This is a genomic window from Nocardia sp. NPDC059764 (assembly GCF_042732555.1).
In the GTDB taxonomy this organism is placed as follows: domain Bacteria; phylum Actinomycetota; class Actinomycetes; order Mycobacteriales; family Mycobacteriaceae; genus Nocardia.
On the sequence record NZ_JBHWHH010000132.1, the window covers coordinates 1 to 20791 of the forward strand.

General features: G+C 69.0%; 21 protein-coding genes. 13 read left to right on the forward strand and 8 right to left on the reverse strand.

The window, feature by feature from the left end; translation table 11 throughout:
- Positions 1-183: 183 nt before the first annotated feature.
- The 3 genes from ACFV4K_RS25190 to ACFV4K_RS25200 all read right to left on the reverse strand — a co-directional run bounded on the left by ACFV4K_RS25190 (position 184) and on the right by ACFV4K_RS25200 (position 4303).
- On the reverse strand, positions 184-384 hold the full coding sequence (locus tag ACFV4K_RS25190; RefSeq protein WP_033085228.1) for a cold-shock protein: 201 nt from the start codon (positions 382-384) through the stop codon (positions 184-186).
- A gap of 317 nt (positions 385-701) precedes the next feature.
- A complete protein-coding gene (htpG, locus tag ACFV4K_RS25195; RefSeq protein WP_379278172.1) occupies positions 702-2657 on the reverse strand; it encodes a molecular chaperone HtpG in 1956 nt (651 codons plus the stop codon).
- Positions 2654-4303, reverse strand: coding sequence for a TM0106 family RecB-like putative nuclease (locus ACFV4K_RS25200; RefSeq protein WP_379278173.1), 1650 nt, complete (start codon positions 4301-4303; stop codon positions 2654-2656). Before ACFV4K_RS25200 ends, htpG begins: the two co-directional genes overlap by 4 nt.
- A gap of 177 nt (positions 4304-4480) precedes the next feature.
- Here ACFV4K_RS25200 and ACFV4K_RS25205 point away from each other — a divergent pair, with 177 nt between their 5' ends.
- The 8 genes from ACFV4K_RS25205 (at position 4481) to ACFV4K_RS25240 (ending at position 9364) form a co-directional block, all read left to right on the forward strand.
- Positions 4481-5119 carry a DUF6474 family protein gene (locus ACFV4K_RS25205; RefSeq protein WP_379278175.1) on the forward strand — a complete coding sequence of 213 codons (639 nt, stop codon included), beginning with the start codon at positions 4481-4483 and terminating at the stop codon, positions 5117-5119.
- Positions 5120-5126: 7 nt separating this feature from the next.
- The gene (locus ACFV4K_RS25210; protein ID WP_379278176.1) at positions 5127-5627 is read left to right on the forward strand and encodes a hypothetical protein; all 501 of its coding nucleotides are present in this window, start codon (positions 5127-5129) and stop codon (positions 5625-5627) included.
- A gap of 49 nt (positions 5628-5676) precedes the next feature.
- Positions 5677-6327: a YcnI family protein gene (locus tag ACFV4K_RS25215; RefSeq protein WP_379278178.1), complete on the forward strand. Its 651-nt coding sequence runs from the start codon at positions 5677-5679 to the stop codon at positions 6325-6327.
- A complete protein-coding gene (locus ACFV4K_RS25220) occupies positions 6324-6854 on the forward strand; it encodes a copper resistance protein CopC (protein ID WP_379278180.1) in 531 nt (176 codons plus the stop codon). The genes ACFV4K_RS25215 and ACFV4K_RS25220 overlap by 4 nt, the downstream gene beginning before the upstream one ends.
- Positions 6851-7819, forward strand: coding sequence for a copper resistance D family protein (locus tag ACFV4K_RS25225; RefSeq protein WP_379278181.1), 969 nt, complete (start codon positions 6851-6853; stop codon positions 7817-7819). The genes ACFV4K_RS25220 and ACFV4K_RS25225 overlap by 4 nt, the downstream gene beginning before the upstream one ends.
- 58 nt (positions 7820-7877) lie before the next feature.
- Positions 7878-8360, forward strand: coding sequence for an SRPBCC family protein (locus tag ACFV4K_RS25230; RefSeq protein WP_379278183.1), 483 nt, complete (start codon positions 7878-7880; stop codon positions 8358-8360).
- A gap of 75 nt (positions 8361-8435) precedes the next feature.
- Positions 8436-8816: a DUF5313 family protein gene (locus ACFV4K_RS25235; RefSeq protein ID WP_379278185.1), complete on the forward strand. Its 381-nt coding sequence runs from the start codon at positions 8436-8438 to the stop codon at positions 8814-8816.
- Positions 8817-8911: 95 nt separating this feature from the next.
- Positions 8912-9364 carry a DUF1707 and DUF4190 domain-containing protein gene (locus ACFV4K_RS25240; RefSeq protein ID WP_379278187.1) on the forward strand — a complete coding sequence of 151 codons (453 nt, stop codon included), beginning with the start codon at positions 8912-8914 and terminating at the stop codon, positions 9362-9364.
- Here ACFV4K_RS25240 and ACFV4K_RS25245 read toward each other — a convergent pair.
- A complete protein-coding gene (locus ACFV4K_RS25245) occupies positions 9357-11561 on the reverse strand; it encodes a serine/threonine-protein kinase (protein ID WP_379278189.1) in 2205 nt (734 codons plus the stop codon). The genes ACFV4K_RS25240 and ACFV4K_RS25245 overlap by 8 nt on opposite strands.
- Before the next feature lie 177 nt (positions 11562-11738).
- On the opposite strand from ACFV4K_RS25245, the gene ACFV4K_RS25250 reads away from it, so the two are divergent.
- Both ACFV4K_RS25250 and rraA read left to right on the forward strand, forming a co-directional pair.
- A complete protein-coding gene (locus ACFV4K_RS25250) occupies positions 11739-12245 on the forward strand; it encodes a nitroreductase/quinone reductase family protein (protein ID WP_379278190.1) in 507 nt (168 codons plus the stop codon).
- Positions 12246-12250: 5 nt separating this feature from the next.
- Positions 12251-12742, forward strand: a complete 492-nt coding sequence (gene rraA / locus ACFV4K_RS25255) for a ribonuclease E activity regulator RraA (RefSeq protein ID WP_357088408.1) — start codon at positions 12251-12253, stop codon at positions 12740-12742.
- Positions 12743-12808: 66 nt separating this feature from the next.
- Here the strand turns inward: rraA and ACFV4K_RS25260 are convergent, their stop codons facing one another.
- Complete coding sequence (locus ACFV4K_RS25260; protein ID WP_379278192.1) at positions 12809-13030, reverse strand: RNA-binding S4 domain-containing protein; 222 nt, start codon at positions 13028-13030, stop codon at positions 12809-12811.
- Between the two features lie 171 nt (positions 13031-13201).
- Between ACFV4K_RS25260 and lysX the strand changes: the two genes are divergently transcribed.
- The 3 genes from lysX to ACFV4K_RS25275 all read left to right on the forward strand — a co-directional run bounded on the left by lysX (position 13202) and on the right by ACFV4K_RS25275 (position 17554).
- Positions 13202-16567, forward strand: a complete 3366-nt coding sequence (lysX, locus tag ACFV4K_RS25265) for a bifunctional lysylphosphatidylglycerol synthetase/lysine--tRNA ligase LysX (protein WP_379278194.1) — start codon at positions 13202-13204, stop codon at positions 16565-16567.
- A gap of 119 nt (positions 16568-16686) precedes the next feature.
- Positions 16687-16884, forward strand: coding sequence for a hypothetical protein (locus tag ACFV4K_RS25270; RefSeq protein WP_357088413.1), 198 nt, complete (start codon positions 16687-16689; stop codon positions 16882-16884).
- Between the two features lie 52 nt (positions 16885-16936).
- Positions 16937-17554 (forward strand): histidine phosphatase family protein, encoded by a 618-nt coding sequence (locus ACFV4K_RS25275; protein WP_379278195.1) that lies wholly within the window; start codon positions 16937-16939, stop codon positions 17552-17554.
- Positions 17555-17684: 130 nt separating this feature from the next.
- Here the strand turns inward: ACFV4K_RS25275 and ACFV4K_RS25280 are convergent, their stop codons facing one another.
- The 3 genes from ACFV4K_RS25280 to ACFV4K_RS25290 all read right to left on the reverse strand — a co-directional run bounded on the left by ACFV4K_RS25280 (position 17685) and on the right by ACFV4K_RS25290 (position 20573).
- The gene (locus ACFV4K_RS25280; RefSeq protein ID WP_379278197.1) at positions 17685-18581 is read right to left on the reverse strand and encodes a cutinase family protein; all 897 of its coding nucleotides are present in this window, start codon (positions 18579-18581) and stop codon (positions 17685-17687) included.
- A gap of 270 nt (positions 18582-18851) precedes the next feature.
- Positions 18852-19871 carry an alpha/beta hydrolase gene (locus ACFV4K_RS25285; RefSeq protein WP_379278198.1) on the reverse strand — a complete coding sequence of 340 codons (1020 nt, stop codon included), beginning with the start codon at positions 19869-19871 and terminating at the stop codon, positions 18852-18854.
- 42 nt (positions 19872-19913) lie between these two features.
- Positions 19914-20573, reverse strand: a complete 660-nt coding sequence (locus ACFV4K_RS25290) for a hypothetical protein (RefSeq protein ID WP_379278199.1) — start codon at positions 20571-20573, stop codon at positions 19914-19916.
- Between the last annotated feature and the right edge of the window lie 218 nt (positions 20574-20791).

The following is a 20791-nucleotide window of genomic DNA, read 5'->3' on the forward strand; positions in this document are numbered from 1 at the left end:
ACTGAATTCAGTGCGGGGCCTTGAATCTTGTTATCGAATCCGCGAGAACTGATCTCGGAAGGTTCCGGGCAACTCCGGGGGTACCCCCAAAATCGGTGTGGCACCCAGCCGCCGGCCCGCATACAGTGCGGTCAACGGCTCTCAGCCGGGCGCTGAAGTCTCGGGGAGGCGGGGGAGTCTCCCTTAGTGCGGGCGAACAGCGGCCGCCTGGGGGCCCTTCTTGCCCTCGGTGATCTCGAACGAGACCGCCTGGCCCTCCTCGAGCTGACGGTAGCCGTTGCCCTCGATCTCCGAGTAGTGGACGAAAACGTCGGGGCCGTCCTCGCGGGCGATGAAGCCGTAGCCCTTCTCCGCGTTGAACCACTTGACGGTGCCCTGAACCATTACCTTCTCCTGACGAGGTGTTTCTTTTTATTGCGTGGGCGTCGCGGCTGCGACACCCGGGTCGATCAGAAGGCGGCTTGCAACTTGACTGGCAAGGTGAAGCAACGCCCGCACACTGTTCCGCGCGAGCATGTTGAAACACGAACACGAAAAACTTACGACCAAGACATACAACGTACGCCCCCGCCGCGAGTTCCCGGAAATCGCCGAGCATGCGCACCGTCACATCCAGACCCGGCTGAGCATGACCGATTCCCGCTCGCTATGGATCGGGAACGTAGCGGCGACGCCGCCACGACCCGATCCGGCGCGCCAGGTCAGAGCGTGCGGGTGAGCCGATCGGCGAGGATCCGGGCGAAGTGCGCCGGGTCCTTCAACTCCCCACCCTCGGCGAGAACCGCGGTGCCGTAGAGCAATTCGGCCGTCTCGGTGAGGGCGAGCGGCTTGTCCTCGTCGCCGGACACCTGCGCGTACGCGTCGCGCAGTCCCGTCACCAGAGCGTGGTCCGGGTTCAGTTCCAGGATGCGCTTGCTGTGCGGCAGCTCCTGGCCGGAGGCGCGGTACATGCGTTCCAGCATCGGCGTGAAATCGAACACATCGCCGACGATGCAGGCCGGGGAGGTGGTGAGCCGGTTGGTCAGGCGCACCTCCTTGACCTCCGCGTCGAGGGTCTGCTGGAGCCAGCCGAGCACACCGGAGAAGTCCTTCTCCTGCTGTTCGCGCAGCTGCTCGGAGGCCTTCTTCTCGTCCTCGGTCTCGAGGTCGACCTCGCCCTTGGCGATGGAGACGATCGGCTTGCCCTCGAACTCGGTGACCGAGCCGACCCACATCTCGTCGACCGGGTCGGTCAGCACCAGCACCTCGAGGCCCTTGGCCCGCAGCGCCTCCATGTGCGGCGAGTTCTCGATCTGCTGCCGGGACTCGCCGGTCATGTAGTAGATCGCCGACTGGGTCTCGGGCATGCGCTCGACATACCCGGCCAGCGTGGTCAGCTCGCTCTCGGAGTGCGTGGACGCGAACGACGAGACGCCCAGGATGGTCTCGCGGTTGTCGGCGTCGGAGAGCAGGCCCTCCTTGAGCACCCGACCGAACTCGCGCCAGAACTCCTGGTACTTGGCCTGGTCCTCGGCGTTCTTCAGATCCTTGACCGTGGACAGCACCTTCTTCACCAGGCGCTTGCGGATCATCTGGATCTGGCGGTCCTGCTGCAGGATCTCGCGGGACACATTGAGCGACAGGTCCTGTGCGTCGACCACGCCCTTCACGAAGCGCAGATACTCCGGCATCAGCTCTTCGCAGTTGTCCATGATGAACACCCGGCGCACGTAGAGCTGCACGCCGCGCTTGTGCTCGCGGGTGAACAGGTCGAACGGCGCGTGCGAGGGAATGAACAGCAGCGCTTGGTATTCGAAGGTGCCCTCGGCCTTCATCGGGATGATCTCGAGCGGATCGTCCCAGGCGTGGGCGACGTGCTTGTAGAACTCCGTGTACTCCTCGTCGGTGACCTCGCTGCGCGGGCGGGTCCACAACGCCTTCTGGGAGTTCAGGGTCTGGGTCTCGACGATGGTCTTCTCGACCTTGTCCTCGCCGTCGCCCTCCATGACGGTGCGCTCGACGTCCATCCGGACCGGCCAGGCGATGAAATCCGAGTACTTCTTGATGATTTCGCGGAGCTTCCACTCCTGCGTGTAGTCGAAGAGGTGATCGTCCTCGTCGGACGCCATCAGGTGCAGCGACACCGCGGTGCCCTGCGGGGCGGTGTCGAGTTCCTCGATCGTGTAGGTGGGGCTGCCGGCCTCCGATTCCCAACGGGTACCGGTGGTTTCGCCCGCCTTGCGGGTGGTGAGGGTGACCTTGTCGGCCACCATGAAGGTCGAGTAGAAGCCGATGCCGAACTGGCCGATCAGCTCCTCGGCCTGCTGGTCGCCGGCCTTGGCCTCCAGCAGCTGCTGACGCAGCGCGGCGGTGCCCGACTTGGCGAGGGTGCCGATCAGGTCCACCACCTCGGCGCGGGACATGCCGATGCCGTTGTCGCGTACGGTGAGCACGCGGTTGTCGCGGTCGACCTCGAGCTCTATGTGCAGATCCGAGGTGTCGGCGTGCAGGTCCTTGTCGCGGAAGGTCTCCAGGCGCAGCTTGTCCAGCGCGTCGGAGGCATTGGAGACCAATTCCCGCAGGAAGGTGTCCTTGTTCGAATACACCGAGTGGATCATCAGCTCCAGCAGCTGATGGGTCTCGGCCTGAAACTCCAGGTGTTCGACGTGTTCGGTCACGACGCGATATTACGACGGTCGAAGTCGGCGATGGCGGGAACCTCGGCGTTCGCGCGGTCGGTCATCCAGTCCCGCAGCACCTGGGTCGCGCGGCAGTCGTCCTCGTTGTACTCGAAGATGCGGGTGCGCTGCGACAGGTCCGGTTCGCCGCCGTCGTAGGCGACGGCCAGGCGGTACCAGGCCATCGACGCCTCGCCGCCGGCCTCCGCGTCACGCCAGTGGAAGCCCGCGACCGGCGCGATCTTCTTGAGGCCCTTGCCGTTCGGGCAGATGAACTGCTCCGACACCGCCTGGAACATGTCCACCCACTGCGGCCCGTCCACGAACCGCTGCACCTCCCGCTCGGTGGGGACGCCGGGGCGGCCCGCGAACCGGCGCGCCGACTCGTAGAGCCACTTGTCCTCGGCGGTGCGCGAATAGCAGTAGGCGGCAAAGGATTTACCGTCGGCGGCGGCCTGCGCGCGCACGCCCATCAGCCAGGTCCAGAACTCCGCGAAGGAGCGGCCCTCGTCCTCGGTGGGCAGCGGATCCCAGGTGACGAACGGGCGGTACACGCCGTCGAGCAGGGTGCCCCACAGGTAGGCGCCGTGCTCCTGGAAGCTCTCCAGGTCCACGTCCACCTCGACGTCGGCGCGGGTCACCCGCACCCGGTCCACCCGGCGGACCAGCGGCGCGCCCGTCGCCCAGGCGCGGGCGGTGACCACGGCCTCGGTGAACGGCTCGTACTGCCAGTCGTCGGGGTCGTCGCCGCTCCAGGCGGCCAGCTCGTCGATGGTCTCGACGCCGTGGCGGCGCAGCACCTCGGCGCGCGAACCCGGGGCCACCAGGCTCACGTCACGGTGGTCGGCCAGCCACTGCTCACAACTGCGGCCGCCCTCCTCGGGGGCCCGGCCCCACCAGGGGCACTGACGGCATTCGGGGACTTTCGAAGGGACGGTGGGGAGTTCGCCGCGCACCACCGCGATGCGGTCGGCGTAGCGGATGTCGTAGTCGTCCAGCAGCAGGGCCAGGTCGTGCACCAGGATGCGGTCGAAGTGGTAGCCGATGGCGCCGCCGGTCAGGCCCGGGCTGGCCAGGCCGTGCCGCTGCAGCATGCGGTACAGGTGCGCGAGGCGCTGGAGGTCCCGCGGCTGCGGCCGGGTGCGGACGTGCCTGTCCTCCTGGGGATTCCACTCGTACAGGCCGCTGGTCACCGGGTGGTGGTCGGCCGGGTCGGGCTGACGGGGGTCGGTCACCTTGTGGTTCACCACGATGACCGGGCGGTATCCGCCGCGATCGGCGTCGCGCCACAGGATTTCGCAGCCGCCGCGACGGCCGGTGTCGCCCTCCTGCGGCAGCAGCCCGCCCCAGATGCGGTCGGCGCCCGCGGCCATGGCGGCCATGGTGGCGGCGGCCCGCGCGGTCGCGGGCTGCTTGGGATCGATCACCGTCCAGCTCTCGGGCGCCGCGGCGACCAGCGTGTCGCGCACCTGAGATCTGTGCGCGGCCGCCGCTTCTCGTCGCTGCTGCACGCCGGCGTCCTCGGCGACTCCGGTCAACACGCCCGGATGGGTGGCGTCCAGGAAAAGCCGGTGCCGGCACCCGATCAGCGCGCGCGCGTCCACGAACGCCGTCCGCTCGCCATGGTCACCGATGCCCGAATACACGCCAGTCAGTATGGCCTCATCCCCCGACAGGGTCGGCGGGCCGCCCTGTTTCCGCCAGGCGCTCGCTCCGGCGGGAACCCACCCGTTAGGGTGATTCGCACACTGCGTTTCATGGGCGGACAGGCATTTCCCCCGGCCCTGTACTGCCATGGCGAACCAGCATGACGGAGGCCATCAATGGGGTTGTTCACCAAGCGCAAGAAGCGGGTCAGCCGCCGAGCCGAGGCGAAAGCCCTCAAGCACAAGGCCGGCATGGAGGCCAAGCTCGGGGCGCGCAACGAACGCAAGCGCAACCGTGCCGAGGCGCGCACGCAGCAGCAGGTCGCCAAGGCCGAGATCGCGAAGCTGCAGGCCGAGGAGAAGGCCGCCGAGAAGGTGGCCGCCCGCGCCGAACGGGACCCGTTCAGCGCGGCCTCGATCCGCAAGTACCTGGGCGTGGCCCGGATCCTGGTGCCGGTGCTGGCGCCGCTCGCCTACCGCGGCGCCACCTTCGTGCGCGGGCAGCTCGACACCCGCCGCGCCCAGCAGCTCGGTGTCGGCCTGGACCAGCTCGGCGAGTTCGCCGGGCCGGGCGCCAAGCTGCAGGCCCGGATCGCGGCCGTGGAGTCGACGCTGGCCGAGATCGAGGCCAAGCACACCGACACCGAGACCAAGAAGTTCGTGGCCGCCAGCCGCGACCGGCTCGACAGCCTGTCCGCGGCGGTCCGCACCGCCGCCCAGATGCCGGTGCCGCGCCGCCGCGCGGTGCACGCCTCGATCTCCAACGAGCTCTCCGGCATCGAGGCCGACGTGCTCAACCGGCTCGGCGTGCGCTGAGTCACCCATGAGCTCGGTGCGCGGCGGATCGGCCGGGGTGGCCATGGCCGCCCTGGCGGTCGGCGCGCACGGGTTCGCGGGCGGCGGCTACCCCGGCGCCTCCGGGCTGATGCTGCTGATGCTGGCGGCGGCAGCGCTCGGCGCGATCGCCGCCGTGCTGCGTCCGCCCGCCGCGCTGCCGCTGCTCATGCTGGCGGGCCAGCCCGTCTGCCACGTCGCGCTGAGCGGCCTGGTGCAGCACGGGCACGCCGCGCGGGCAATGGAATTCACCGCGCACGGGCCGATGGTGTTCGCGCACGCGGTCGCGGGCCTGGTCTGCGCGTTCGGGATCCTGGTCGCCGAGCGGCTCTACGAACTGATCTCCCGGGCCGTCCGGGTGGCGCTCATCCGCCCCGCCGGGCCGCCCGCGCGGGTCGCCCGGCTGCGCCCGGCGCACCACTCCCCCACTTCGAAAACCCTTCTCGCACTGGGCGCGGCCGGACCGCGCGCGCCCCCGGTCACGGCGTAACCCCGCTCCCCAGCTTCCCGTAACCATTGTCAGAGAAGGCAATACATCCATGAACACCTCTCTTTCGCGTGCCCTGATCACGTCGGCGGCCGCCGCGGGGCTGCTGCTGTCCGGCGCGGGCATCGCCGCCGCGCACGTGGTGGTCGACGCTCCCGGCGCTACCCAGAAGGGCTACACGGTCGCGACCTTCCGGGTGCCGACCGAGTCCGATACCGCTTCCACCACCAAGGTTTCGGTGACGCTGCCGAATCTGAAGAGCGCGCGCACCGAGCCGATCGCGGGCTGGACCGCCAAGGTCGAGAAGAACGCGCAGGGCCAGGCCGTATCGGTCACCTGGACGGCCGATCCCGGCAACCCGGGCGTGGCGCCGGGGCAGTTCCAGCGCTTCGCGGTCTCCCTCGGACCGCTGCCCGAGCAGGCGAAGGTCAGCTTCAACGCCAGCCAGACCTACAGCGACGGCAAGGTCGTGGACTGGAACCAGCCCGCGAACGCCGACGGCACCGAGCCCGAGCATCCGGCCCCCACCCTCACCCTCGCCAAGGGCACCGGCCACGATGACGACGCGCCCGCCGCCGACGCGGACAAGGGCGACAAGGCGACCGACGACACCGCCCGCTGGCTCGGCGGCGTCGGCCTGGCGCTCGGCGCGCTGGGCGCGGCGCTCGGCCTGGGCAGCGTCATCCGGGGACGGCGGTCATGAGCCGCAAGGTCGCCGGTCTGATCACCGGCCTGCTGGTCGCCCTGTTCGCGTTGCTCGGCGGCGGTGTGGCGGGCGCGCACTCGGCCGTGGTGGGTTCCTCCCCGGAGAACGGCGCGCAGATCGACACCTCCCCCGCGACGGTCAGCGTCACCTTCAACGAGAGCCTGCAGCCCGCCTACCCGTCCATGACGGTCACCGGGCCGGACGGCAATCTGTGGTCGAAGGGGCAGCCGAAGGTGGACGGCGCGACGCTCAGCGTCGAGGTCGGCGAACTGGGTCCGGTGGGCGAGTACAAGATCGCCTACCGGGTCACCTCCGCCGACGGGCACCCGGTCAGCGGCACCCGGTCGTTCACGCTCACCAAGGCGGGCAACGGAACTCCGGGCCCGAAGTCGGACGCCGGCGCCAAGTCGGGCGGCTCCGACGGCGGGGTGCCGCTGTGGATCTTCATCGTGTGCGCGGTGGCATTGTTCGGCGGCGGCCTGGCCTTCGCGCTGTTCGGTGGACGGGGCAAGCGGCGCTCGTGAACCGGCCCGGCCGCATCGATCGTCGCCGGGAGCGCGGGACGACCGGCGGTGGCAGCTCACCGAGATGGCTACTGCTGCTGGTCATTCCGGCCGCCCTGGCCGGGGCCGGGCTGGCCTGGGCGCTGGCCGCCGAGGATCCGGTGCAGGCCGAGGCCCCGGTCCGGGTGCTCGCGGACTGCGCGGGGGCGACCGTGCTGGGGCTGGCGGCGTTGCCGCGGCTCTCGGACCGGTTGACCCCGCACTGGCGGGCGCTCACCGTGGCCGCCGCCGCGTGGACGGTCATGGAATTCGCCATGCTCGTGCTGGAAGCCGCGGAGGTGCAAGGGATTCGGGCGCGGCGGCTGAGCGGGACCCAGTTCGGCGACTATCTCGCGCACGTGAGCGGCGGGCAGATCGGGATCGCGCTGCTCATCGGGACCGGGGTGGTGGCGGCCTACAGCGCCTTCGGTTTCCGGCGACCGGATCGGGCCACCGCGGATCTGGTGCTGGTCTTCACCGCCGTGACGCTGGCGCTGCGGCCCATCACCGGGCATATGTCGCAGCAGACCTTCGGGTCGGTGCTCGCGGCGGTGCACGCGCTGGCCGCGGCGGCCTGGTTCGGACTGCTGCTGGCGCTGGCGCTGACCGTGCGCACCCGCGGCGAATGGGCGACGCTGCTGCCGAAATACTCGAATTGGGCGCTGCCGCTGGTGGTCACGGTGGCCGTCACCGGGCTGGTGAACGGGCTGGTGCGGATCGGCGGGGTGAGTCCCCTGGTGACCACCGGGTACGGGCGGATCCTGCTGGCGAAGACGGTGCTGGTGGCGGTGCTGATCGGGCTGGGCTGGTGGTGGCGGCGCGGCTGGGTGCCGAAGGCCGCCGATCACCGGATGACGGCGGAGCAGTCGCTGCGGCGCGCGATTGTGGAAGTGCTGGTGATGGCGCTAGTGTTCGGGTTGGCCGCGACGCTGGCAGTGACCGCGTGATAGATGGCATGCATCACAACCCCTGCGACAAAAACTAGAACACGTTACAGTTGCGCCCATGACAGAAGTCAAGATCGTCGCGGATTGCGCCGCCTCGGCCGAATCCGCCTTCGCCTATGTCAACGATTACCGGCACCTGCCGAAATTCATCAATGAGATCAGCGCCTTCACGCCGCTGACCGAACAGATCGAGGGCGTGGACGCCACCTTCGACGGCACCATTCAGCTCGGGCCGATCGCGCTGCACTCCACCATCAAGATCGTGCGGCACGAGCCCGGATACGCCATCGCGGTGAAATCCATCAAGGGCTTCGAAATCGAATCCACCTTCCTGTTCCACGACAAGGGCGCCGAATCCTGCACCATCGACGCCATCGTCGACTACCGGGTTCCCGGCGGCCTGGCGGGCAAGATCCTCGGCAAGACCATCGAGCCCTTCGTGAAGCTCGCGGTGAAGAGCTCCACCGGCAACCTGGTCAGCCAGGTCTCGGCCTTCCACGCCGAGCGCGCCGACGCCGAGCCGGACCGCACCAACGCCTGATCCAGTCCACGGGTCGTCAGAGCCGCCGACCCCCCGCGGTTGTCCGCCGCCCGCCCCCTGAGGGATCCTGGGCGCATGTCCGAACGCACCACCCCCAGCCCGCTGCAGCGCCTCGGTTACATCTGCGGCCGGCCCCTCCCGCCGTCCATGCGGGACTGGGTGCTGCGCGACCTCACCGGACCCGGCGCCACCCGCCGCTACCTGCTGCGGATCCTGATCCCGATCATCCCGGTGCTGTGCCTGTTCCTGCTCATCCCCGGCCCGCTGTGGATGGGCCTGGCCATGATGGCCCTGCTGTATCTGCCGCTGATCTACTTCACCGCGGCCCTCACCTACGTCTTCCGCCGCAATCGGCTCATCAAGAACGGCCTGGACCCCGCCCTGGCCGACGCCGACCGCCGCGCCCGCGAGGCCGCCGACCGCACCGCCTACGAACAGCGCCACGGCCGCGCCTGACCCTGTGTCCCCGGTCTCGATTCGAACCCCCCGACCGCCGCGAGGAATACGCTCGAAAGCAGTGATAATCGGCTTCGGGTTCGATGGAGAACCAGATGGAACCTCAATGGGCGGCACCGCAATTCCTGGCGAGTGATGCCGATCGGGAACACGCGATCGAGGCGCTGAAGCAGAGTTTTCAGGCCGGGCGGATCACGGTCGAGGAATTGTCCGAACGCATCGGGCACGCGCTCACCGCGCGGACCTGCGGGGAAATCGACCGGGTGATGAGCGGATTGCCGTGGCAACCGGTCACCCCGATGCGATATCCCGCGTATTACGCGCCCTATACGCCGCGGCCCGCGCGGTCGAAGGGGATGGGGATCGCCGCGTTCGTGCTCGGAGTGTTCGGATTCCTGTGCGGATTCACCGCGGTTCCGGCGGTGGTGCTGGGCCTGGTCGCGCTCACCGTCGAACCCGAACGCCGCGACGATCGGGGATTCGCGATCGCGGGGCTCGCGGTGGGCGCGATGTGGATGCTGGTCTTCGGGTGGATCTACTTCAGCTGACCGCTCGCTCGAAGGCCAGCAGGTCGGCCTCGGTCTGACGGAACAGCCAGTAGTCGCCGAGGAAGCCGAGCACGCCCGCCACACACAGGCCGTAGATCGGGACCAGCACCAGCGCCACCTCCCCCGTGTCGAGGAACATCAGGCTGGCGATCACCCCGACCAGCGGAATCGCCACGGCCACCGCCAGATAGCGGGTGCAGCGGCGGCCCAGCGCGCGCAGCGCGTCCCGATCCTCGGCCGTCTCGCCGTGGGTGAGCAGCCGCGGATAGAAACAGCGCACGATGAAGAAGGTCACCACGAAGAACGGGTAGGCGACCGCGATCGCACCCGAAACCAGCAGGGTCGCGACCAGATTCGCGATCCGGCCCGGCGACAGGTCGGTGAGGACGGCCAGCGACACCGCCGACACCACGGCCGCCAGCACCCACCACGCGAAGGCCAGCAAGGCCACCCGGTCACCGTTCTTCAACGTGTCCCGGCGGGCCAGCGACAGGGCCGCGGAATCGTAGGTGCGGCCCCGGCGCAGACCACGCCACACGATGAAGGCCCGGCGGCACAGGTAGTTGGTGACCGCGATGGCCGCGGGCGTCGAGATCAATACCAGCGCATTGCCGACCACCTGCAACCGCGCCCGCTCCTCGGGCGTGAACCAGAGCGCCCACAGCGGATGGTTGTGCAGATTCGCGTACGCCATGCCGAGCGCGTCGCCGACCAGGCTGGCCACCGTGATCAATGCCAGCAGCGACCACGGACCGACCCGGGCCCGCCAGCTGCGCTCGGGCGGATCCACCAGATCGCGGGCCCGCTCGTCCAGGCACAGCTCCAGCTGCTGGGCCAGGGCCGCGCCGTCCGCCCAGCGGTTCTCGCGGTCGGGGGCCAGGCATTTCAGCAGCACCCGGCGCAGGGTCGCCGGGCAGTCGGGCGGCAACTCCTCGAGATGGACCGGATCCACCTCGTGGCGGCGCAGTCGCAGCATGCGCTCGAGCGAGGACTCCGAATCGCCCGCGCGGGTCTCGTCGTCGAAGGGGCGGCGGCCGGTGAGCAGTTCCCACAGCACCACCCCGAGGGCGTAGACATCGCTGCGCCCGTCGAGCGCCTCGGCCGTCTCCGGCAGGTGCGGATGGCAGGCGGCCAGCTGTTCCGGGGACATGTAGGCCAGGGAGCCGCCGAAGTAGGCCAGCGGACTCGCGCCCGCCACGTGGGTGCTGAAACTGATGTTGAAGTCCGCCAGCTTCGGGCTGCCGTCCGCGGTGAGCAGCACGTTGGCGGGCTTGATGTCCCGGTGCAAGACGCCGTTGGCGGAGGAGTAGTCCAGCGCGCGGGCCAGCCGGGCGCCCAGCCACGCAACGGTTTCCGGCCAGGTCCGCGCCGCGTGCTCGGTGCGCGTGGCGGATTCGCCGGGCACCAGGCCGCCCTTGTCGCGCATGGCCGCGTTGACGGCCTCCAGCAGGATGCCGCCGTTCCGTTCGGCCGGTTCCCGGGAACGCACCAGCCCCAGCACCTTCGACAGCGTGCCGCCCGGAAGGTACTGCATGTAGAGCAGTTTCAGTTCCCGGTCGGCCAGCAGCCGCTGATCGAAGACACGCACGATGTGCTCGTGGTCGAGCTGGGCCAGGGTCTCGGACTCGGTGCCGTGATTCTGCGAGATCTTCACCGCCACCAGGCGTTGCATGGATCGCTGCCGGGCCAGGAACACCCGGGCGAATGCGCCCGCGCCCAATTCCACCAGCAGATCGAAATCGTCGATCCGGTCGCCGACCTCGATGCCCTCCAGCGCGTGCTGGGCCTGCGGGCGGGCGATCAGGGTGCTGCGGTAGTCGTGCTCGGCCCATTCGGTGGGGGCGGCCTCGGTCGGGTAGCAGCTGATGTCGAGGGCGACGCCGGAGCGCTCGAGCGCGTGGAACTCCTCGTAGGCCAGGTCCGGGGGCAGTGGGCCGGAGCGCAATTCGTCGAACTCGCCGCGGTATTCGGCCAGGCGTTTGGGGAAGTCGTAGCGGATCCAGCGGTATTCGAGGTCCACCTTGATCAGTTCGATCAACGCGACACGACGCAGTTGCGGTGCGCGGGGCAGGAATTCCACCAGGTTCGGCGGGGCGCCCGCGGCTTCCCAGGCGGCCTGGAACCGGGCGATGGTCGACGCCAGCAGAGATCGGATCTCGTCGACGCCATCGGAGTCGATCACCGGTTCCACGTACATGCCTCCCCCGACCTGGATTCACCGGGTGGTCGCCAGTATGCGCCCGAGAATCCGACTGAGCGGTTGATTCATTCCTGTAGATAGATCGCGGAGCGAGCGCGAAGCGCATCACCCCCGGCCCGGGGGCAGCCGACCGGAGCCCCGGCACGGCCGGTCACGGAGCACTATTGTCGCGGTATGAGTGAGCAGTTCCCGGAACGGATCTGGGGTTCCCGTACCAATCTGCTGTCCCGGCTGGCCAGCCCGTTCGCCGCCACCAAGCTCGGATCACTGGTCATCCGCAAGCTGACCCCGCTCGATCGCCGGGTGATCGAACGCAGCGGCGGCAAATACACCGTCCTGGGCCCGATCGGCGCGCCCGTCATCCTGCTCACCACCGTCGGCCGCAAGTCCGGCGCGCCCCGCACCACCCCGCTGCTCTACGTGCACGACGGCGACACCCTGTACGTGATCGGCTCCAACTTCGGCCAGGCCCACCACCCCGCCTGGACCGCGAACCTGCTCGCCAACCCGGCCGCCGAGGTCGCCATCGCCGGCCAGCACCTGCCCGTCACCGCCGCCCTGGTCACCGACGAGGACCACCAGCGGGTGATCTTCGAACGCTTCGAGGAGACCACCGAGGCGTACACCGCCTACCGCAATCGCACCGCCCGTGACTTGCGGATATTCGCCCTGACAAGATAGTTCTCGTGACCGAATCAACGAACGTAGTGGCAACCGCCGACCTAGCCGACGAGATCGGCCCCGAGATCCGAAGCTGCGACACCCAGTTCATTCAGTTCGGTGGCCGCGAGACCTTCGCCGGCCGCATCGTGACCATCAAGACCTTCCAGGACAACCTGCTGGTCAAGCAGACCCTCGGCGAGCCCGGCGCGGGCCGCGTGCTGGTCGTCGACGGCGGCGGCAGCATCCACACCGCGCTGGTCGGCGACATCATCGCGGGCCGCGGCGTGGACAACGGCTGGGCTGGCGTCGTCATCAACGGCGCGGTCCGGGACTCCGCCGTGCTGCGCACCATGCCCATCGGCATCAAGGCGCTCGGCACCAACCCGCGCAAGAGCACCCAGAAGGAGGGCAACGCCGAGAAGGACGTCACGGTCGAATTCGGCGGCGTCAGCTTCGTCCCCGGCGACATGCTCTACAGCGACCATGACGGCGTCGTGGTTCGCAGCGAAGACTAGGCCGACTCTCGGGAAGCTCTCAGCGGCTGAAGCCCGGAACCCCCGACAATGGGAACCCGTGTGCCTTCAGCCGCTGGTGACCCGAGCCTTGTGCCCGGCCAACGCCACCACATCCCCGGCGTGTAGCTGCCGTCCGCGGCGCAGCTCCACCTCGTCGTTGACACGTACCAGGCCCTGGGCGATAACGGTCTTGGCTTCCGAACCCGAATCGATGAGGTTCGCCAGCTTCAGGAACTGGCCGAGTCGAATGACCTCGTCCTCGATCGGGACATCGAATGTATCCGACATGGGTACATCCTCACCCGCGGCCGCCGCGAGACCAAACCGCGCCCCCGCCACCGGCCGCCCCGCGGTGGTAACCGCCACCGGCCGCACCGCGGTTTCCGCCACCCGCCGCACCGCGGTTTCCGCCACCAGCCGCACCGCGGCGACGAGACACGAACCGGGTTCTGAGTGCACATGGGTACGGGCAACATTCACACTGGTGCGGTGACTTCCACGCAGGACCGGCCGCACCCCGACTCCGACCACAGACCGGAGCCGCGGTCCCCGGAGGTGCCGCACCGCGGGCACGGCCGGTTGCGGGAGCTGCCGCACCTCGCCGGCACCGCGCTCGGCATCTTCTCGGTCCTCTGCTTCGCCTGGAGCATCTCGCCCGGGCTGCGCTACCTGACCACGCACCTGCGCCACTTCGTCGACACCTACTACTTCGACGCGCCCGACACCTCGCTGGTGTGGGCCCTGGTCATCGGCCTGCTGGCGGGCGCGACCGCCAGCCGCAAACGCATCGCCTGGTGGCTGCTGGTCGGCTACATGGCGGCCTTCGCGCTCGCCAACGCCCTCGACTTCGCCTCCGAGGGCGACATCAACGCCCTGGTGGCGTTGATCATCCACATCGCGGTGATCGGCGTCCTGATCGCGTCCTGGTCGGAGTTCTACACCCACGTGCAGCAGGGCGCGGTGTGGCGGGCACTGGGCGTGCTCGCGGGCGGACTGGCCGTGGGCAGCCTCGCCGGATGGGGCCTGGTCGAACTGTTCCCCGGCAGCCTGCCCGACCACACCGAGCGCGCGCTGTGGGCGGTGTCGCGGGTGACGGCCACCATCCTGGTCTCCAACGAGGACTTCGACGGGCATCCGCCGCATCCGGTGAACCTGCTGCTCGGCCTGTTCGGCGCCATCGCGCTGCTGGGCGCGGTGATCACCCTGTTCCGGTCGCAGCGCTCCTCCAACGCGCTCACCGGACTCGACGAATCCGCGCTGCGCGGGCTCATCGAACGCTCCGACGTCGAGGACTCGCTCGGCTACTTCGCCACCCGCCGCGACAAGGCCGTGGTGTTCGCGCCGAGCGGCAAGGCCGCCATCACCTACCGCGTCGAGCTCGGCGTCTGCCTGGCCTCCGGCGACCCGATCGGGCCGAAGGAGGCGTGGCCGCACGCCATCGACGCCTGGCTCCGGCTCGCCGACCAGTACGGCTGGGCCCCCGCGGTGATGGGCGCCGGCGAGCTCGGCGCCACCGCCTATCGACGGGCCGGTCTGTCCGCGCTGCGCCTGGGCGACGAGGCCATCCTCGAGACCCGTACTTTCTCCCTCGCCGGACCCGATATGAAGCCGGTCCGGCAGGCCGCCAATCGTCTTGCCAAACAAGGCATCACGGTGCGGGTGCGCCGCCACAAGGAGATCTCCCCCGAGGAGATGCACGACGTCATGCGGCGCGCCAACGAATGGCGCGACACCGAGACCGAACGCGGCTTCTCCATGGCCCTGGACCGGCTCGGCGACCCGCTCGACGGCGACTGCCTGCTCGCCGAGGCGGTCGCGCCCAACGGGCAGGTGCTCGGCATGCTGTCGTTCGTGCCGTGGGGCCGCACCGGCGTCTCCCTCGACCTCATGCGCCGCGACCGCACCGGCCCCAACGGGCTGATGGAACTGATGATCTCGCGGCTCGCCCTCACCTCCGACCAGTACGGCATCACCCGGATCTCGTTGAACTTTGCGGTCTTCCGCGCGGTCTTCGAGGAGGGCGGCCGGATCGGCGCCGGACCGGTGCTGCGGCTGTGGCGCGGCGTGCTCATGTTCTTCTCGCGCTGGTACCAGCTCGAGGCGCTCTACCGCTCCAATGTGAAGTACCAGCCCGAATGGGTGCCGCGGTTCTCCATGTTCGAGGAACGCCGCCACCTGCTGCGGGTCGCCACCGCCAGCGCGCTCGCCGAGGGCTTCCTGCCCCGCTTCGGCCGCGAACACGACGCCTCCGCCCACACCGGTCTGCGGCCCTCGGTGCCCGCCGGCGTCACCGGCCTGCACGCCGACGGCAGCCCGCCCGACCTGCCGCCCGAGGAACTCGAGGAGAACGGCCAGCGCCGCCCCGAACAGGTGCGGGTGCGGATGGACAAGCTGGCCAAACTCCAGGACTCCGGTGTCGAGGCCTACCCGGTCGCCTATCCGCCGACCCACACCGTGGCCGCGGCCCGCGGCTGCCCGCAAGGCACCACGGTGCGAGTCTGCGGGCGGCTCTTGCGGATTCGCGACTACGGCGGCGTCATCTTCGCCGTGCTGCGCGACTGGTCCGGCGACATCCAGCTGCTCATCGACCGCGGCCGGGTGGGCGCGGACCGCAGCGAATCGTTCACCCAGTTCTTCGACCTGGGCGACCTGATCGAGGTGAGCGGCCAGCTGGGCCGCAGCCGCCGCGGCGAACTGTCCCTGCTCGCGCAGGACTGGCGGATGATCGGCAAATGCCTGCACCCGCTGCCCGACAAGTGGAAAGGTCTCTCCGATCCGGAAGCCCGGGTGCGGCAGCGCTACGTCGACATGGCCATCAACACCGACATCCGCGAGGTGATGACCAAGCGCAGCGCGGTGGTGCGGTCCCTGCGCGACAGCCTGCACGGCTGGGGCTTCCTCGAGGTCGAGACCCCGGTGCTGCAGCAGGTGCACGGCGGCGCCAACGCGCTGCCCTTCACCACCCACATCAATGCCTACGACCTCGACCTGTACCTGCGCATCGCACCCGAGCTGTACCTCAAGCGGCTGTGCGTGGGCGGCATGGAGAAGGTGTTCGAACTGGGCCGCGTCTTCCGCAACGAGGGCGTCGACTACAGCCACAACCCCGAGTTCACGATCCTGGAAGCCTATGAGGCGCACAGCGATTACGAACGCATGATGCACGCCTGCCGCCAGCTCATCCAGGCCGCCGCGGTCGCCGCCAACGGCGGGATGGTGGCGTTGCGGCCCGGACCCGACGGCGTGCTCACCGAGGTCGACATCTCCGGCGACTGGACCGTCAAGACCGTGCACGGGGCCGTGTCCGAAGCGCTCGGCGAGACCATCACCCCCGACACCGACGCCGAACGCCTGCGGCTGCTCTGCGAGAAGGCGGGCGTCCCGTTCCAACTGGGCTGGGACGCCGGGCAACTCGTGCTCGAGATGTACGAGCACCTGGTGGAGGCCACCACCCAGAACCCCACCTTCTACATCGACTTCCCCACCTCCGTGTCCCCGCTCACCCGCGCGCACCGGCACATCGCCGGTGTCACCGAACGCTGGGACCTGGTCGCCTGGGGCGTCGAATTGGCTACCGCCTACAGCGAATTGACCGATCCGGTGGAACAGCGCCGCCGCCTCACCGAACAGTCCATGCTGGCCGCCGGCGGCGACCCGGAGGCCATGGAACTCGACGAGGACTTCCTGCAGGCCCTCGAACACGCCATGCCGCCCACCGGTGGCCTCGGCGTCGGCGTGGACCGGGTGGTCATGCTGCTGATCGGCCGCAGCATCCGCGAAACCCTGCCCTTCCCGCTGGTGAAACCGCGCGGCGCGGGCAGCTGAACCCGGCAGGACCGGGGTAAACCCTGATTCCCGCGGCCGTCTCCCCGGTTAATCTGGGAGTCGGCCCGGGAGGGCCACCGGCCACACCGATTGGGGACTCCATGCATTACCTAGATCTCATGACCCAGGCGACACTGCTGGACCACCACGTGTGGACCCACCCCGACACCTGGAACGCCGCCCTCGAGAACACCGCCGCCCGCCGCTCCAGCAGCAAGCGCGGCATGAGCTTCTGGGGCTTCCTGGGCGTCTGCTGCATCGGCATCGTGATCCTGATCCTGGGCATCGTCTACCTGATGCGCCGCAAGAAGGGCTGACCCCCGGCACCCCCGGGGTGCGCTGCGGGCCGGGTGCGGCAGAGTGGGGGGTGTGCAGTTGATCCTCGTCCGCCACGCCCAGCCGCAGCGCGTCCAGGCCGAATCCGGCCACGCCGACCCGGATCTCACCGCGCTCGGTATCGAGCAGGCGGGCCGGGTTCCGGCCGCACTCGCCCAGCACCGGATCGCGCGGGTGGTCAGCAGCCCGCAGTTGCGGGCCCGCGAGACCGCGCGGCCCACCGCGGAGAAGCTCGGGCTCGACATCGACATCGTGGACGGGCTCGCCGAATACGACCGCGAGCTGCCGATGTACATCCCCATCGAGGACGCGCAGCGGGACTTCCAGGAGACCTACGAGCGGATCAAGGCCGGGCATCTGCCCGAGCAGATCGACGGGGATGCGTTCGTCGCCCGGGTGCGCGACAGCGTCACCGCCATCGTGGCGGCCGCCGCGCCCGCCGACACCGTGGTCGTCTTCGCGCACGGCGGCGTGATCAACGTGCTGCTGCAGGACGTGCTCGGACTGGCGCGGCCGCTCACCTTCCCGATCGACTACTGCTCGATCACCCGAATCCTGTACTCGCGCACCGGTGGCCGCACCGCCGCCACCGTCAATGAGAACGGGCACGTCTGGGACCTGCTGCCGCGCGCGCAACGCGCCCTGCCCTGACCGGCCCCTGCCCAACGCTCAGCCGGCTCCTTCGGCTGGATCCCCAAGCAGCCGAAAAGGCCGCTCCCGGAATGGGAGCGGCCTTTTCGATGCGGTGCGGTCCTGAGGCGCAGCACCTCTCACCCGAGGATCAGGCGTTGGTCGCGATCCAGTTGTGCATCCAGGTCAGCGCGGTCTGGCCGCCGCCGACGCCGTAGCTGCCGTAGCTGGTGTGCTTGCCGCTGCGGTAGAACTGCTCGAGCTGGTGCGCGTACTCGCTGTCGGCGCCCTCGGCCAGCTGCGCCTGCAGGGTGCCGAAACCACCCTGGGCCATCAGGTCATTGAGGATCGACCCGAACTCGAGCTGGGTCTGCCACGGGTTGAAGTTGTTCGGGTTCGTCGCCTGCGCCAGGAAGCCGGCGAAGCGGGTGACGAAGTCGGTCTCCTCGGTGGAGCAGTACAGGTCGCCGAGGGCGCACACGGTGCGCACCTTGTCGCTGACCCAACCGAAGCCGCCGGCGCGCGGCCCGCCCGCGCCCGCGCCCGGGGCGAACGGACCGATCTGGGCGTCGGTGGGCGAACGCCGCGGGTCGGAGATCAGCGCGACGGCCGCGACGCGATCCGGCGGCACCACGCCGTGGCCGCTGCCGATCTCGGCGGCGAGATCGCCTGCGGCGTCGGCACCCTGGCTGTAGCCGGTGATGGCGATCTTGGTGCCCGCGCACCGCGCGGCCATGGCCTGGACCAGACCGCGGGCGTTGTCGACGGCTTCCTTCTTGGAGGCGGCGTAGATGTCGCCCTCCCACGGGAAGGCGGTCGCCGCGTAGGTCACGTAGTCGACATCACCGGGTAGACCATTGGTCACCGTGGCCAGCATGCCGGGCTTGGGGTCCTTGTCGTGGCCGGTCTCCCAGGTGCCGGGGACGGCAACCGTGTAGAGACGCGGGCAACCCGGGTCCGCCGAAACGGGACCGCTGCCCAGGACGATTCCCGACATGAGCACGCTCGCCGCTGCGCCCGCAGCCGCGACAATATTCTTCAACCGCACCCTTGCTCCAGTTCACGCTTGTGCCGGGACATCTCACGCGTCCCGCATTCCCGATCATGGTGCGGTCGCCGGATGACACTCCGGTGCACTCCGGGTTAACCCAGGTAACCGCCCCGTATGAGTTCGCCAGAACAAACTGGTCGACGAGATCAGCGACACACCGCCGACAAGCATAAAGGGGCCTAGTCAGCAGTGCCAGGCGAGCGGGCGAAGACGTCCGATTCCGGCCGAACATTCACCGGCGCAGCAACATCCGGCAAACCCGGCGGATCAGCCCTGAAGCGCGGCCTCGAGCATCGGCCAGGAGCGGTGCAGCGCGTCCTCCCAGTACCGCCAGGAATGCGTTCCGGAGGGCCGGAATTCGACCTGCGCCGGGATGCCGAGCGCGCCCAGCCGGTCGGCGAGCTGATGCGTGCACCCGTTGGTCGCGGCCTCGATCAGCCCGCCCAGGATGATCTGGTTGGCCAGCGTCGCCGGGCGACCGCCGATCGACGGCGAGTCCAGGGTGTCCATCGGACCGGGCAATCCGGTGGAGTTGGAGATGAACAGCGCCTTGCCGCGCAGCTTCTCGGCATTGATCACCGCGTCGTGCCGGGCCCAGTCCGGGTCGCCGGGCGGACCCCACATATTGCGGGAGTCGGCGTCACCGCGGTCGAGCACCATCTGAATGTACTTGCGGCTGTTGTCATCGGCGGTGGAGGCGCAGCCGCTGTAGGCGGCGACCGCGCGGTAGCGATCGGGCGCGAGGATGGCCATGTTCAACGCGGAGGTCGCGGACATGGAGACGCCCGCGATGGCGTTCGCGCCGGAGGTGTTCAGCGCCTTGTCGATAATGGGCGGCAGTTCGGCGGTCAGGAAGGTTTCCCACTTCTGGCGGCCGATCGCCGGGTCATCCTGTTGCCAGTCGGTGTAATACGAGAATTTACCGCCGACCGGCGATACCACATTCACGTTCTTGTCGGAGAAGAAACTGACGATATCGGTTTGCCGATACCAGGTCGCAGCGTCCTCGCCGCCGCCCGCGCCATTCAACAGATACAGCGTCGGTCGCGGCACGCTGTTGTCGAATGCGGTGAGGACCTGGAGCGTGATCTCCCGGGCCATGGCGGCCGAATAGACCTTGAACTCTTCCTGCCGCTGTCCGGGCCGATCGATCGAAACGAGATGGGATTCCGCGGAATTCGCGGGATCGGCCGTGGCCGTACCGATGGCCTCCGGCGACAACGTGAGGGCCAGCGAGAACGCCAGGCCCGCAATCGCGGTGAGTGCCGGTGACTTACGGGTGCGCATCGGTACGGGTGTTCCTATCGATCGAATCGGCCCGGTCGGGGATCAGCTGCCGATGTACTTGCGGATCGCGTCCGAGATGATGTCGGAGAACGAACCGGTCGAGCTGGTCTGACCGTCCGAGGAACCCAGGCCGTTGTTGTTCAGGCTGCCGAGGGCGGACTCGCCGACGGTGTTCGGACGGGCGGTGAAGCACGCGGTCAGGTTCGGCAGGCTGTTGCTGACGCCGACGGTGCCGGCGACGCCGATGCCACCGCTGGTGACCTGCTGACCACCGGAGAGGTTGGTGGGCACCCGGTAGGTGATGGTGTAGGTGACCGGGTTACCGGAGTTCACGAACCAGCCCGGGTTGGTGACCTTCCAGCCGCCGCCGTTGGGCTCGGGGGTGACCGCCTCGGTGCGCTGGCCACCGGCCAGGTGGTAGGCGGTGACGCTGGCCTCGAGCGGCGCGCCGAAGCCGGCCGGCGGGTAGTCGGTGATGGTGTTGACGTACGGGTTGCCGATGCCCGTGGTGCCGACGACGATCTTGTACGTCGCGGTGGTGCCGACGCCGATCGAGTCACCGTTGACCGACTTGTCGTAGGTCATGGTGATGCCGACGGTGCTGATGTCGTTCTTCTCGGCGTGCGAGCTGATGGCGCAGGTGCCATCGGCGGCAGCGACACCGGTCTCCAGCGCGGTCATGCCCATACCAGCGAAAACCATTGCGGTAGAGGTCGCGATTGCGGCCGCGCGGCGATTGCGGAACATTTTTCTCCTCCAAGATGTCCCGAGATCCTCCGGGACCGATCCATACTTACCGAGCGCTGCGGACGACTCGGAGTGGTGGACTCCACACGGGGAGTAAGTAAACAGGTGTAACTGGTCCCATGTCCAGAGTTTCGAAAAACTCCCCCAAGCTACTGACTAGTAAACATTTCACA